This window comes from Grimontia hollisae CIP 101886 (assembly GCF_000176515.1).
GTDB classification, from domain to species: domain Bacteria; phylum Pseudomonadota; class Gammaproteobacteria; order Enterobacterales; family Vibrionaceae; genus Enterovibrio; species Enterovibrio hollisae.
The window spans coordinates 164,498-178,750 of sequence record NZ_ADAQ01000013.1 but is presented as its reverse complement, the minus strand read 5'-3'; the positions used below and the strand labels follow the sequence as shown (position 1 = coordinate 178,750).

The following is a 14,253-nucleotide window of genomic DNA, read 5'->3' as shown; positions in this document are numbered from 1 at the left end:
CTTATTTTCGCCTATTTCAATCACGGATGGACTCATCCAACCGTTATTCTCATTAACCATACCAATGAAAAACTACAGGAGTTGTTAATGAAACTCTGGTCTAAGTTTGTGCTGGGAAGCGCCCTGTCTTTATCCCTTATCTCAAATGCGACTGCCGCAAACCAAGAGCTCTATTTCTACAACTGGTCAGAATATATTCCAACAGAAGTACTGGAAGAGTTTACGAAAGAAACCGGCATCAAAGTTATTTATTCGACGTATGAGTCAAATGAAAGCATGTATGCCAAACTGAAAACCCACCCAGAAGGCTACGATCTTGTGGTGCCATCTACCTACTACGTAAAAAAAATGCGTGATGAAGGTATGTTGCAGAAGATCGACAAAAGCAAACTGAGCCACTTCGACGGTCTGGATCCCAATAACCTGAACAAGCCTTTTGATCCCAACAACGATTACTCTGTCCCATATATTTGGGGCGCAACCGGTATTGGTGTAAATACAGACTTCATGGATAAATCAACCGTGAACGCGTGGGCCGATTTGTGGAACCCTGAGTATAAAGGCCAGCTGTTAATGATGGATGATGCCCGTGAGTTCTTCCACATTGCACTGCGCAAACTGGGGTATTCTGCTAACTCCACCAACCCGGATGAAATTAAAGCCGCGTACGAAGAGCTGAAGAAGATCATGCCAAACGTACTGGTTTTTAACTCAGACTTCCCTGCAAACCCTTACATGGCCGGTGAGGTTGCACTGGGTATGCTTTGGAATGGTTCCGCTTACATTGCACGCAGTGAAGGGGCGCCGGTTGATATCGTGTGGCCTGAAGAAGGCGCTATCTTCTGGATGGACAGCTTAGCAATCCCAACAACGGCGAAAAATGTTGACGCTGCGCACAAGATGATTGACTTCCTGCTGCGCCCAGAGAATGCGGCGCGCCTTGCGATGAAAATCGGCTACCCTACCCCGGTTAAAGCGGCATACCCTCTGCTGCCAAAAGCATTCAAAGACGATCCAAGCATCTATCCACCACAAGAGGTCATGGAAAAAGGCGAATGGCAAAGCTCTGTCGGTGAAGCGAACGTACTTTATGAAGCGTACTTCCAGAAACTAAAAGCGGGTCAGTAATCCCAAACAGGAAAAGCGGTCACTTCACAGTGCCCGCTTTTCTTTTTCTCTTCGCAGTATGTGCAGTGCAGCGTCGCTTAGTCCTGTAATGCCAGTATTTCTTCTACCAACTCAGGTACCAAAACACTTGCTTTGCCGTAACGCTTCTCGTCAAACTCACTTTCTACCGCGCTTGGCTCCAGATTCACTTCAATCGTTCTCGCACCATGAATAGCGGCTTCATGAACGAAGCCTGCCGCTGGATAAACAGAGCCTGATGTGCCAATGGAAATAAACAGGTCCGCATTGACCAATGCCGCGTGGATTTTGTCCATATGCAATGGCATCTCACCAAACCACACAACATGAGGACGCATTGCAGAAGGGATTTGGCAACAGTGGCACAAGTCATCAGCCATGATGTCCTCTTTCCAATCCAACACCTGATGAGATCCACTGCAACGCGCCTTGAGCAACTCCCCATGCATATGGATAACATTATCACTCCCTGCACGCTCATGAAGGTTGTCAATGTTTTGGGTGACAACGGTGACTGATCCTTCGAGTTCACGCTCCAGCTTTGCCAGGGCCTCATGTGCAGGGTTAGGCGCAACACCTGACTGAAGTTGTCTGCGGCGCTGATTATAGAAAGTTTGCACCAGTGCCGGATTACGCGCAAAGCCTTCAGGCGTTGCCACATCTTCGATATGGTGTTCTTCCCATAAACCATCTTGTGCCCTAAATGTACGAATACCGGATTCAGCCGAGATCCCTGCGCCTGTCAGTATTACAATGTTTTTATAGGGAAATTGCATAGTGGACTTCCTTTCTCGTCGATGCCAGCATTCATATTTTTCTGATGATCAACAGTCTTTATATCACTGTTGGTATGTCCAAAACAGATTCCCCCAACTAGACCATGGTCGAAAATCTACGTAAAACAGCATTTAACAGGAGAAATCAAGAAAATGTCTTATATTTAAAATGTGTGCCAAACATGAAACCGGAATAGGCAATTGCACCGACTTACAACGACAGTATTCGCATTAACAGCCCTCATCTCTACAATGGCCTCAGCATATGCGGAGACCCGTGAGCACATAAAAATCAGCGGGTTTGGTAACCTATCTGCCATTCACTCCGGTACCGAAAACTTAGGCTTTACATACGACTTAACCAAAGAAGGCGTCTTCGATGAATGGAGCTGGAAAAAGGGGTCTGCCATAGGCTTACAGCTAAATGCCGGACTTTCAGAGGAGTTTGATCTCGTCGTTCAAGGTGTGTTACAGGATCGTCTCGACAATGACCTGAACAATAGCATTACCTGGGCATTTCTTCGCTACAAACTCTCACCGAGGGTTTCTATCCGGTTAGGGCGCATAGCCACCCCCATCTATATGTTGTCAGAATACCGCAATGTCGGCTTTGCATATCTTTGGACCAAGCCCATCACTGACTTCTACGCTAACATCCCAGTCACCAGTCTGAACGGCGGTGACATTGCTTACACCACTCCTTTTTGGGAGGGTGTCATTGAGGTCAAATTATTTGGTGGCCAGTCAGAGATCTCAATCAATACTATTGACTCGTTCAATAATGTAAAACTGTCCCCCCTTATCGGCACCAAATTGAGTTATGACTCTAACGACTGGGTGCTCTCTGCGTCAGCATCCACTGCGAAGGTTGACAATGGCGACCCCGCAGACTTATTAATCTCCGGCGCTTCAGCCGACTCCAGTATCTTCCTTGCCTGGCCTTCACTGGAACGTGCGTTGGAAGACTTTGAGTTCGAAAATACGCGTTTTTATTATTATTCCATGGGTGCTGCGTATGAATCCAATAACTGGTACCTCCAAAGTGAATTGAGTTATACCGATGCAGATTGGCCCTTTTTCCCCGATCTTATGTCCGGTTACGCGAGTATTGGCAAAACTGTCAATGCATTAACATTTTACAGTTTTACCTCCAAAGCAAAGTCTGTGGGGACTTTTTATGCGTTACAGGCCCCAGATCCTCACTTCCTTCTTAATCCACAAATCAATGGCGTGTACCAACTTATTCAGCAAAATCTCGATGCCCGCGTGATTGACCAGGAAACATTTGGCATTGGGATGCGTTATTACATCGGTCCCCAAATATCACTGAAAGGACAAATAGAAAGAACCTGGTTAAATGACAACCGGTTCGGTGCATGGTCAATCAACAAGCAGGGACTGAGCGCACCTGTGCCTAACCATATTGATAGTGTCTCCGTTAGCCTGAGTTTTGTTTTCTGACATGAAGAAGATGGTATTGGTACTATTCACAATGACATGGCTGGCATGGGCGTCCCAACTCCATGCAGAACTCGTGGTGGTTGTGAATGAACAAAACCCAATATCATCTCTCTCTTCCCGTCAACTTATCGATCTCTACATGGGTCGCTATGACTCTTACCCCAATGGTGTTATCGCAAATACAGTAGATTGGCCCGAACGTAGCCAAGAACGCGAAATGTTTTATCGCCAGTTGGTGAACAAATCTACTGCCCAGGTTAATGCCTATTGGGCAAGGCTATTATTTACCGGTAAATCTGAGCCACCACTTACTGTCGCTTCAGCTGGAGACATTATTAATTTTGTGAAAAAAAACATAAATGCCATTGCGTACTTAAACGAAACTGACTTGGTCGATGGTTTAAAAGTGGTCTACCGTTTTGAAAATACTCAATAGACGCATTCATATCCGTGTTGCCTCCGGTGTTGCAGGGGGAGCGCTATTGTTCTCCGTTCTTGCATCCGTCATCTGGTTTTATATTTCTTACCATCAGGAAGTTAACCGTTCCCGGAGCCAGATTCGCCAGGTTGTCGCCACGATAGAACAAACGGCATCTATCGCCATGTTTCTTGGCAATAAAGAATTAGCAGAAGAAGTCATCCGAGGTCTGGAAGCTAATGACACGATTTCGGCAGCCCGGCTTACCAGCCAAGAGGGGTTGTCAGCCTTCTTCTCCGACAACAGTAAACACGGCCAACACTATACTGCCATTATCTTTCCAATCGTCTCTCCCTTTAATAAAAATGAGTTTGTGGGCGATCTTTTGGTTTACCCAAACCAAAACTATATCGAAAACAATGCCATTTCTTTGGCAAAGATTCAGGTTATCGTCTTGGTGTTCTACTCGGTCATCATTGCGTTTCTGACTCTCTTTATCGTAAACCGTATCCTGACAGAACCGATGAAGAACATTGCCAACCGCTTCCATTTAATAACCCCCGGCGATACCACACGAATAGATGTTCCTGTCAGCCACAAAGACAACGAGATAGGTGCACTGGTCAGTGACATTAACGGCCTGCTGGATGCGGTTAACAACCAAATCGAGAACGAACGTGAACTTCGTGCAAACACAGAGAATCTGTCGAAAAAATTCCGGTTTATCTTTGAACGAGCCAGTGCTGGCATTGGCTTGATTGATGCCAATAACCAGCTAATTGTGGCAAACCCGGCATTGCTCAGGTTGTTGGGGCAAACCTTTATTGTTGACACGGACAGGTTCTCTAAAACCGATTTCACCCGTTATTTTGACAACCCTGCTGAAATCAAAGAATTTATTGAAGAGTTCTGGTCAAAACCAGGCAACCAGTTCAGTGCGTTTGACATTCAGCTCAAACATAAAGTCCGCGCCTCTGATCGCTGGGTACATTGCTTGTTTTCTAAAGTAGAAGACATCAACAATCCGGATGATAGCCTACTGGAAGTGGTACTCTATGACATTACCGAACGCGCTGAGCGCGAACAGAATATTATTTATGAAGCAGAGCACGATCCTGTTACCCATCTTCTCAATCGCCGTGCAGGTATGACAAAGCTCGAAACATCCTTGCAAGAGGCAGACAGGAAAGCACGTAAATTCGCCATTCTGATGATCGATCTTGATGGCTTTAAACATGTCAACGACAACTATGGTCATGATGCAGGTGACAAGGTCATCATTGAAGTGGCGAAACGTATCAAACAATTCTTCCGCGGCTCTGATGTTGTTGCCCGCTGGGGCGGTGATGAATTCCTGATAGGCTTCTCTTATAACGCTAACTACGAAACGGCCGTTTCCGATATCGCTTCAGACCTTCAATACCAGATAGCACGTCCAGTAGACATTGGCCATGAACAGACCGCCGGTGTGGGATCCAGTATTGGGATAAGCCTTTATCCTGACAATGCAGATACCATAAGCTCATTGATTGAGCAGGCTGATGAAGCTATGTATTTTATTAAAAACAACGGCAAGAACTTCTTCCATGTCTACACGGGAGAGGAAGCAGTAGCACCTGAAAACCGCTAATCACAGCTTGAAGCCAGCCAAAAGCACTTGAACAGTTTGTAGACGTATTTCAAGCTCGCAAGTTAGGTTGTATTGATCAGGGATACATTCTGTCATGTAACTGGCTGGACCATTTGAGACTATTCACTCAGTTACAATGCCCAGCAAGAATAACCGTGAATATCCACCAAAAGAGATCATGCAGTTAAATAACTACTTCAGCCAACAAGATGGTCGGCTCATTTTTTCCCGTAAACAGGCAAGCCACTTTGCCAAATTCGTTGCCGGTGATTTCAATCCTATTCACGACGAAGACTCAAAGCGTTTTTGTGTGCCTGGCGATCTCCTGTTCTCAGTGTTACTAGCAAAAGCAGGCATCAGCCAAAAAATGCAGGTCTCATTTACCGGCATGATCTCAGACAATGTCCCTTTAACCATCCGAGAAAACGCAAAGGGTCACCTCGACGTGGTTGATGTCAATGACAAATGCTACTTAACCATGCACCGTGAAGGCGAAAATCGGATAGATGAAAGGCTATCAGCAGTTGTTGCAGAAAACTATGTAAAATTTTCAGGTATGAATTTCCCACACATCATGGTGCCGCTAATGGAAGAAAGCGGCATGATGATCAACCCAGAACGTCCCCTGGTGATGTATGAAAGTATGGCGCTTAATTTTGAGCACCTGAATTTCACCAATCCTACCGTTGAATTAACCAATTCTCAGATGGAAGTTTCTGGCAAACGTGGCTCTGTGATCCTGGCATTTGCTTTTAAGGAGAATGGCGAGATTATTGGGGAAGGGAAAAAGAAAATGGTATGCAGTGGCCTCAGAGAATATGAGAGCACGGACGTAAACACATTGGTTGAGAAATTCAATAACCGCAAAGCTGAATTTCTCTCTGCTCAAACAACCTAAACGTCATACCCGATAACCGATCTGTTCCTGTGATTGATTACCCTCTGAATAGAAACCCTGGCTACGCCCGGGTTTCTTTGTGCCGTCAATGTCTTATAGATAATATTTAATCCCATCTTTTATACTTTGTTCTATATTTAACTTATCAATAGCGCGCTGGAGTTAAATATGGCTACTGAAGCACTTCTCTCTCATATCGATAGGCTCCCCAAAATTCCCAAAGTTGTGAAAGAACTTTTGGATTTAGTCAACAGCGAAAATTCGGACATGAATAAAATCTCCGAAAAAATCGCATTAGATCAGGTGATCAGTGCCCGCGTACTTCGCCTGTCCAACTCTGCCCATTTCGGAAGAGGACGGAGTGTTGCTTCTGTTGATGAAGCAGTGATCCGGCTCGGACTCGGACCTATCCGCACGCTGGTGACAGCATCTGCGCTGATGAGTACCTTCCCAAAAATCGAGGGGTTAGATCTCACTGCGTTTTGGGGAACCACATTCGAAGTCGCGACATTATGCAAAACGGTCGCCAAAGAACTGAAAACGGATCAGAACGAAGCCTTCACAGCAGGTATGCTCCATAACATCGGTGATCTGCTTATCTATACGGTATACCCTGACAAAGCCCAGAAAGTGGAACTACACATGGATGCTGGCAAAACAAAGCAGGAAGCGCAGCAAATCGTTCTCAACACCGATAATGCAGAACTCGGCGGTGAGCTCGCGAGAAGCTGGAAGTTTGCAGACACTCTGGCGGATGCCATCGCTCATCAGTATGGCTCCGTCCGGGGTGACAATTTCTCACAACTGGCTGCCATCATTAATTTCTGTGCAAAAATTGATGAAAACTGGGATACCCTGGCAGACGGTGAAGCCAAAGTAACATGGTTAAATCACCAATTGGAATACAGCATGCTTGGCTTGAGTGAAACGATCATTGAATCGATTGATGAAATGCGCGATGTTGGCCGGAATATGGCTGATTCCCTGCTCTGATTTTCAACAATCATCACGAAAAAAACGCCTATGCCTATGCATGGCGTTTTTTGTTTCTGTCATACCATTATTTATATCGATTTTGGAAACAATCAATTCATTTAATGCTATTTATTGAAAGATAAGACAAGCATATTCTGAAAACCTAATAAAAAATAATCGGTGACAAATCGATTTACTACATTATCTGAAAGCAATGTTGCGAGGAAGGCACATGCAACAACCTCGAGTTTATCCTGCTAAACCGAAAAAGGTTTATCTCTACGCCACCTGTCTGGTCGATGCGTTTGATCCTGACACCGGCCTCGATGCCATTACTTTGCTTGAGCACCAGGGCATACAGGTTGAATTTGTTCCTAAACAAACCTGTTGTGGGCAACCTGCCTACACATCCGGTTATACCGAAGAAGCCCGGGAAGTCGCTCAACACCAAATGTCCCTGTTTCCGGAAAACATTCCTGTCGTGATCCTTTCCGGTTCCTGTGGCGGAATGATGGTCCACCACTACCCCCGTTTGTTTGAAGGGCATGCGCTCGAGCAAACCGCAAAAGCGTTTTCCAGCCGTGTCTTTGAACTGACCGAGTTCCTGACCAATGTCTGTCGCGCACAATTTAAAGACAGTGGCGAACCCACCACAGTGGCTGTTCATACCTCTTGTGCTGCGCGGCGTGAAATGAACGTCCATATCTATACCGATCATCTGCTTGGGCAACTGGAAAATGTAGACGTGAAACATCCCGCCTATACCGAAGAGTGTTGCGGGTTTGGTGGCACATTTTCCGTTCGTCACCCCAATATCAGTGAAGCCATGGTGGAAGACAAATCCAGTAACCTGAGAAATACCGGCGCAGTAGAGTTTGTCAGTGCGGATTGGGGCTGTATGTTAAACATCAATGGTGCGCTCGAGTATCAGGGGCAAACCTTTAAGGGCAAACACATTGCCCGTTTCCTGGCAGAACGTACCGTACAGGGAGGTGAACAATGAGCCATAACAACCCTGAGCAATTTCATCAGCAAGCCAAGCAAGCCCTTGGTGATATCGAGCTTCGCCAGAATTTTCGCGGTGCGATGGATTACCTTCGTGGCAAACGCCGCGATGCATTTCCAGACAGCGATGAGGAAAAAGCGGTTCGTGATCGTGCAGAAGCCATTCGCCAGCGCTGTCTGAGTAAGCTGCCCGAGCTGCTTGAAAAACTGGAAACTCAGTTAACCCGCAACGGTATCCATGTTCACTGGGCGCTGGATGCTGACGAAGCAAATGCCATTTTTTCTGAACTGGCACAAAAGCACCAGGCGTCATTGATGGTAAAAGGCAAATCCATGGTGAGTGAAGAGATTGGCCTCAACCACCACATGGAAAAGCAAGGCGTCCGCTGTCTGGAAAGTGACATGGGCGAGTATATTGTCCAGTTGGACGGTGATACCCCTTCCCATATCATCATGCCTGCCATCCACAAAAACAAACAGCAGGTTTCTGATACCTTTACCCACAACCTGAAAGATTTCCAACCCACCACAGATGTGGACCAACTGATCCTGACAGGGCGAAACGCATTGCGACAAGCCTATCAGGAAGCGGAAATTGGCGTTTCAGGGGTTAACTTTGCCGTGGCAGAAACCGGCACACTTTGCCTTGTCGAAAACGAAGGTAATGGCAGAATGTGCACCACTATTCCCAAGGTTCACATTGCGATTACCGGCATCGAAAAAGTGGTTGAGTTCCTTTCGGATGTGCCGCCGCTTTATAGCGCACTGACCCGTTCAGCAACAGGCCAGAATATCTCAACCTACTTCAATATGATCAGCAGTCCACGTAAAGACGGTGAGCTGGATGGTCCTGAAGAAGTGCACCTGATCCTGCTGGATAACGGCCGAACACAGGCTTACCACGATGAAGAACTTCGCAAAACGCTTCAGTGTATTCGCTGTGGAGCCTGCATGAACCACTGCCCTGTGTATACCCGTATTGGTGGCCATGCCTATGGTACTGTTTACCCAGGTCCAATTGGCAAAATCATCTCGCCCCACCTGATGGGCGTAGACAGCACCAAAGATCTGATTACCGCTTCCAGCCTGTGTGGTGCCTGTGAAGAGGTTTGCCCGGTCCGTATTCCTATTCCGTCGCTGCTCCAGCGTCTGCGTCAGGAATCAAAAAACGCGCCACAGCCAAACCAACCTGCTTTAAAAGGCCAGAATGCTGCCAGTACCACACTGGAGAAAGCGGCGATGAAAGGCTTTGCTTATGCGGCCACCCATCCTTCGCTTTATCACTCTGGGCTCAATGCTGCCAGAAAAATGAATGGCCTGATCCCGAAACACCTTGGTAACTGGACGCAGTGTCGCGTGAAACCCAAACTCGCCGAAACGTCCCTGAAAGCTAAGCTGGCAAAGCGTAATGGAGGTCAATCATGAAGTCACAAAGCCAACAGGCACGTGCCGCGATTTTCGCCAAATTGAACGCCGCACCAAGACAAGTAAAAACAGACGCACTGCCTGAATGGCAAGCCTGGCAATCCAGTGAGCTGAGTGAACGTGTGGAAAGGTTCGTGGATTGCATGAAAGCAAGCCACACGGAAATTCACCAGGTTAATGCTGCCGATCTGGATTCATCGCTGGCGCAGTGTCTGAAAGACAATGATCTTCAGCGCGTGATTTTCGCCAAACACTGCCCCTGGGCCGATTCAGTGTCAGCAAACTGCCCTGATACGACAGTCATACGCTATGAAAAGCCGATTGAAACATTTAAAACGACACTGTTTGAAGAGGTGGATGCCAGCATCAATGTGATTAAAGGTGCGATAGCAGACACCGGCACACTGGCTATCGTCACGGGTGAAAACGAACCACGCGCACTATCGCTGGTTCCGCCGGTGCACATCGCGATTCTAAAAGAATCTGACATTGTCTCGAATTTTAGCGAGTTAATGACATCGCCCTTCTGGACAGAAGCCAGTTGGAATACCCAGCCTCCCACGAATCTGGTACTGATTTCCGGGCCGTCTAAAACGGCGGATATTCAACAGACACTTGCTTATGGCGCACACGGACCCAAGCGCCTGATCCTGTTTTTGGTTGAGGAGTAACCATGAGCCAGACGTTGGCTGATTCAATTTATGACACGCTGTTTGAGACGCTAAACCAAACCATACCGGAAGAGCGCCTTATCCGCGATGAAACCCGCCTTCTTGCTTACGGCACGGATGCCAGTTTCTACCGTCTTATTCCGAAAATTGTGGTTCAGGCTGATGATTTGGATGATGTTGTTTACATCATCCAAGCCTGTGGCGAACTGAACGTGCCTTTCACATTCCGAGCAGCGGGAACCAGCCTTTCCGGTCAGGCATTATCCGACTCAGTCCTGATCACCCTGACCGACAATTGGCGACATCACGACATCCTTGATGAAGGGAAAAAAATCCGCCTTCAACCCGGTGTGATAGGTGCTGATGCCAACCGCTATCTTGCTCCTTTCAACCGCAAGATAGGCCCGGACCCGGCATCAATAAACAGTTGCAAAATCGGTGGCATCGCCGCGAATAATGCCAGCGGTATGTGTTGTGGCACTGCCCAGAACACTTACAAAACCGTGGCATCGATGAAAGTTGTTTTTCACGACGGTACTCAGCTCGATACTGCAGATGAAGCCTCCGTCGCTGCGTTCAAAAATACCCACCATGCGCTTATCGAAGGCATTCAGTCGCTTTGTGACGATGTGAAAGCCAATGAAGCTCTCCGGGCACGCATCGCCCACAAATACCGGTTGAAAAACACTACAGGCTACGCCCTGAATGCTTTGATTGACTTCGATGATCCAATTGATGTCCTGACCCACCTGATGGTGGGTTCAGAAGGCACGCTGGGTTTTATTGCAGAAATCACCTACAACACCGTGGTGGAACATCCAAATAAAGCCTCCGCATTGCTGGTGTTCAGCGATATTGAATCGGCCTCCAACGCGGTAACCGCGATTGCCAAAACACCGGTTTCTGCCGTCGAAATGATGGACGGGCGGGCACTCCGTTCTGTTGCGGATAAACCAGGCATGCCAGCGTTTCTCTCTGAGCTGACATTGGAGCACTGTGCATTGCTGGTGGAATCCCGCGCCAGTGATGAAGAGACACTGACCCGTCAATGCGATACCGTTCTTTCCGCTGTTGCCGAGTATGATATTCCCCATCAGGTGGCTTTCACCTCAGACGCCGCGACAATTGCCACGCTGTGGGGAATTCGTAAAGGCATGTTCCCTGCCGTCGGCGCAGTGCGTGAAGCGGGCACAACCGTGATCATTGAAGATGTCGCCTTTCCGGTCGAGCAACTGGCAGCAGGTGTCCGCGAATTGCAAACCCTGTTTACTGAATACCAGTATCAGGACGCGATCATTTTCGGCCACGCCCTTGAAGGAAACCTGCACTTCGTCTTTCCGCAGGGTTTTGACAATGACGCAGAGGTAGAGCGTTACGGCAAGTTTATGGATGCTGTCGCCCAGCTAGTCGCCGTTAAATACGGTGGCTCACTGAAAGCCGAGCATGGTACAGGCCGCAATATGGCCCCTTATGTTGAGCTTGAATGGGGATCCGATGCTTACGCGCTGATGCAACGTATCAAGGCCCTTTTTGACCCAAGAGGCCTGCTGAATCCCGGCGTCATCATTAATGACGACCCCGATGCGCACGTCACCAACCTCAAGCCTATGCCCAAGGCAGATGATCTGGTGGATCGCTGCATTGAATGTGGTTTTTGTGAGGCAGTATGCCCTTCACGAGCTCTGTCCCTGTCGCCACGCCAGCGCATTGTTATCTACCGCGAACTCAGCCGTCTGGAGCGCGAAGGAATTGATGACAGGTATCACGAACTGAAAAAGGCGTTTGATTACCTTGGTGTTGATACCTGCGCGGCAACTGGCCTATGCGCAGAGCGCTGTCCTGTTGGCATTAATACCGGCGATTTAATCAAACAGATCCGTATCGACAAATACCAACGGTTTGAGCCTATCGCCCGCTGGACTGCCGATCACTTCTCCACTGTCACGGCACTCACCCGCGCCAGCCTGACGACCAATAAGGTGATGCAAAAAACGCTGGGGGAAAACGTTCTCGGTAAGTCCATTAACGGATTGCGCACATTGACGAAAGGGAAAACCCCTGCCTGGCATGAAAGCTTTCCGACGGCTAACAAGAGTAAACTTGAAAGCTCTGCCGTAGCGAAAGAAAAGAAAGTGGTTTACTTCCCCTCTTGCGCCAGCAGGAACATGGGCAATGAAGTTGGCAGCGACGAGGAAAGAAGCCTGACAGAAGTGACAATGTCACTTCTTGATCGAGCCGGTTATCAAGTCATTATTCCAAATATGCTCAATGGGTTATGCTGTGGTATGCCTTTTGACAGTAAAGGCATGAAGAGCGTCGCCAAGAGCAAAAGTACAGAACTCGAAGCAGCACTCTGGCATGCCAGTGAACATGGCAAACTGCCTGTATTGATGGACACCAGCCCTTGCACCAAACTCAGTAAAGAGCAGTTTGAAAAATCGATGGTGATTCAGGAACCTGCCGGGTTTATCACTGAGCATTTGCTGTCAGAGCTCGACATCACGCCTATTGACGAGCCCGTCATGCTGCATATCACCTGTAGCTCAAAACGCATGGGGTTGTCCGATACGCTGCTGAAAGCAGCACAAGCTTGCGCAAAAGAAGTGATTATCCCAGAACACATCGAATGTTGTGGTTTTGCCGGTGACAAAGGGTTCTTCACTCCTGAGCTCAATGAGTCTGCCCTATCACCACTCAAAGCGCAGATCCCTCAAAACTGCACCCGGGGATTCAGTAACAGCAGAACCTGTGAAATCGGATTGACGCACCATAGCGGGATCCCTTACCGCAGTATTTTGTACCTGTTAGACGAAGCATCACAACCGCGGACGTCTTAGATATATACCAAGGTTTATACGTCTTAACTTGCCCTTTACTCGCCAAGCCGGTTAAAGGGCTATAGCTTCTGTTGAGTATAGAGTCCGTTGATCTTTTAGGAATGATTACTCTTCATCGTCACCGAAAAGCGACTGTTGTGGATTCACCGGCTCTGTTTGACTTTCTGCGTCTTTGACTAATTTGGCACGCAGCAACCGGGCATAACGCTGTTTACACAAACGGATCACATTCCGCCTTTGCGCACTGGTCAAATCATTCCAATGAAATCGCTCATCCCTGCTCCTGAAACAGCCTTTGCAATACCCTTTGTTATTTGCCTGACAGACACCAATACACGGGCTGGGCACGGTAAAGAAATCAAGCTGTTCCATAGGCCCTCCAATATCAGTCGTTGTCTGTGTTTTCATTCAAGCGAGTTTTTTCATGAAAAGCAAATTTCGCGCCTAACCCATTGATATTCTGTTCTCAAAAATCAAGATTAGTTAGGGTCTGTTCAACTCAGTGAGTAAAAATCACATTGCGTTTAGTTGCCAAAATTTGCTAAGTTGACCAGATAACCTTTTGGGTTATCGCCTTTTTGTAGTACAGAGCACTATGTTAAAACCGATTGCATGCTCAAAACGTTTTAAAAATTAGGGCTGGTAAATACCTGCAAAGATAAGGCGCAAGGAAGATTTGTTCAATTTGGAGGAAGTTATGTCGTTTTTTGTTCCGTCCGCAGAGTCCCAAGAGCAAGCCGAGTCAATCTATCAGGCCATCGCCAAACATATCGATGCTCCTGTTAACGATACACGCATTGAAACCCTGACGTGGGAGCACGAAGGTCAGGAAGTGGTTGCCAAAGTGGGTGACAAGCTGCCAGATTGCTTTGGTGCTGACGATGAAGTGATTCTGGCTATTTTTGACTGTGGTGATGTTTTTAAAGTCTGCACCCCCAACCGTGGTGCGGTTTGTTTCGATCCGGTTGTCGCATCACGTCCATTCATTTCCAGTGTGGACTTTTTCTAAGT

General features: G+C 47.5%; 13 protein-coding genes. 11 read left to right on the top strand and 2 right to left on the bottom strand.

The annotated features are described in order from the left end of the window. Positions 1-87 precede the first annotated feature (87 nt). Complete coding sequence (locus VHA_RS13820) at positions 88-1,128, top strand: extracellular solute-binding protein (RefSeq protein ID WP_005505323.1); 1,041 nt, start codon at positions 88-90, stop codon at positions 1,126-1,128. A gap of 77 nt (positions 1,129-1,205) precedes the next feature. On the opposite strand, the gene cobB is transcribed toward VHA_RS13820, so the two are convergent. Beyond that, the gene (cobB, locus tag VHA_RS13815; RefSeq protein WP_005505321.1) at positions 1,206-1,922 is read right to left on the bottom strand and encodes a Sir2 family NAD+-dependent deacetylase; all 717 of its coding nucleotides are present in this window, start codon (positions 1,920-1,922) and stop codon (positions 1,206-1,208) included. 201 nt (positions 1,923-2,123) lie between these two features. Between cobB and VHA_RS13810 the strand changes: the two genes are divergently transcribed. The 9 genes from VHA_RS13810 to VHA_RS13770 all read left to right on the top strand — a co-directional run bounded on the left by VHA_RS13810 (position 2,124) and on the right by VHA_RS13770 (position 13,242). Continuing rightward, positions 2,124-3,383 (top strand): porin, encoded by a 1,260-nt coding sequence (locus VHA_RS13810; protein ID WP_005505319.1) that lies wholly within the window; start codon positions 2,124-2,126, stop codon positions 3,381-3,383. Between the two features lie 31 nt (positions 3,384-3,414). Beyond that, the gene (locus VHA_RS13805; RefSeq protein WP_104439951.1) at positions 3,415-3,819 is read left to right on the top strand and encodes a type 2 periplasmic-binding domain-containing protein; all 405 of its coding nucleotides are present in this window, start codon (positions 3,415-3,417) and stop codon (positions 3,817-3,819) included. Beyond that, positions 3,803-5,431 carry a sensor domain-containing diguanylate cyclase gene (locus tag VHA_RS13800; protein ID WP_040529022.1) on the top strand — a complete coding sequence of 543 codons (1,629 nt, stop codon included), beginning with the start codon at positions 3,803-3,805 and terminating at the stop codon, positions 5,429-5,431. The genes VHA_RS13805 and VHA_RS13800 overlap by 17 nt, the downstream gene beginning before the upstream one ends. Positions 5,432-5,609: 178 nt before the next feature. Beyond that, positions 5,610-6,329 (top strand): DUF3581 family protein, encoded by a 720-nt coding sequence (locus VHA_RS13795; protein ID WP_040529244.1) that lies wholly within the window; start codon positions 5,610-5,612, stop codon positions 6,327-6,329. Between the two features lie 168 nt (positions 6,330-6,497). Beyond that, the gene (locus tag VHA_RS13790; RefSeq protein WP_005505311.1) at positions 6,498-7,322 is read left to right on the top strand and encodes an HDOD domain-containing protein; all 825 of its coding nucleotides are present in this window, start codon (positions 6,498-6,500) and stop codon (positions 7,320-7,322) included. 214 nt (positions 7,323-7,536) lie between these two features. Continuing rightward, positions 7,537-8,307: a (Fe-S)-binding protein gene (locus VHA_RS13785; RefSeq protein ID WP_005505310.1), complete on the top strand. Its 771-nt coding sequence runs from the start codon at positions 7,537-7,539 to the stop codon at positions 8,305-8,307. Continuing rightward, the gene (locus VHA_RS13780; protein ID WP_005505309.1) at positions 8,304-9,734 is read left to right on the top strand and encodes a LutB/LldF family L-lactate oxidation iron-sulfur protein; all 1,431 of its coding nucleotides are present in this window, start codon (positions 8,304-8,306) and stop codon (positions 9,732-9,734) included. The genes VHA_RS13785 and VHA_RS13780 overlap by 4 nt, the downstream gene beginning before the upstream one ends. Next, complete coding sequence (locus VHA_RS13775; protein ID WP_005505308.1) at positions 9,731-10,405, top strand: LutC/YkgG family protein; 675 nt, start codon at positions 9,731-9,733, stop codon at positions 10,403-10,405. Before VHA_RS13780 ends, VHA_RS13775 begins: the two co-directional genes overlap by 4 nt. A 2-nt stretch (positions 10,406-10,407) precedes the next feature. Next, positions 10,408-13,242, top strand: a complete 2,835-nt coding sequence (locus VHA_RS13770) for an FAD-binding and (Fe-S)-binding domain-containing protein (protein WP_005505307.1) — start codon at positions 10,408-10,410, stop codon at positions 13,240-13,242. Between the two features lie 105 nt (positions 13,243-13,347). Here the strand turns inward: VHA_RS13770 and VHA_RS13765 are convergent, their stop codons facing one another. Continuing rightward, entirely contained in the window at positions 13,348-13,614 is a 267-nt protein-coding gene (locus VHA_RS13765) for a DUF1289 domain-containing protein (RefSeq protein ID WP_040529020.1), read from the bottom strand. A gap of 325 nt (positions 13,615-13,939) precedes the next feature. Here VHA_RS13765 and VHA_RS13760 point away from each other — a divergent pair, with 325 nt between their 5' ends. After that, the gene (locus tag VHA_RS13760) at positions 13,940-14,251 is read left to right on the top strand and encodes a hypothetical protein (RefSeq protein ID WP_005505297.1); all 312 of its coding nucleotides are present in this window, start codon (positions 13,940-13,942) and stop codon (positions 14,249-14,251) included. Positions 14,252-14,253: the final 2 nt, after the last annotated feature.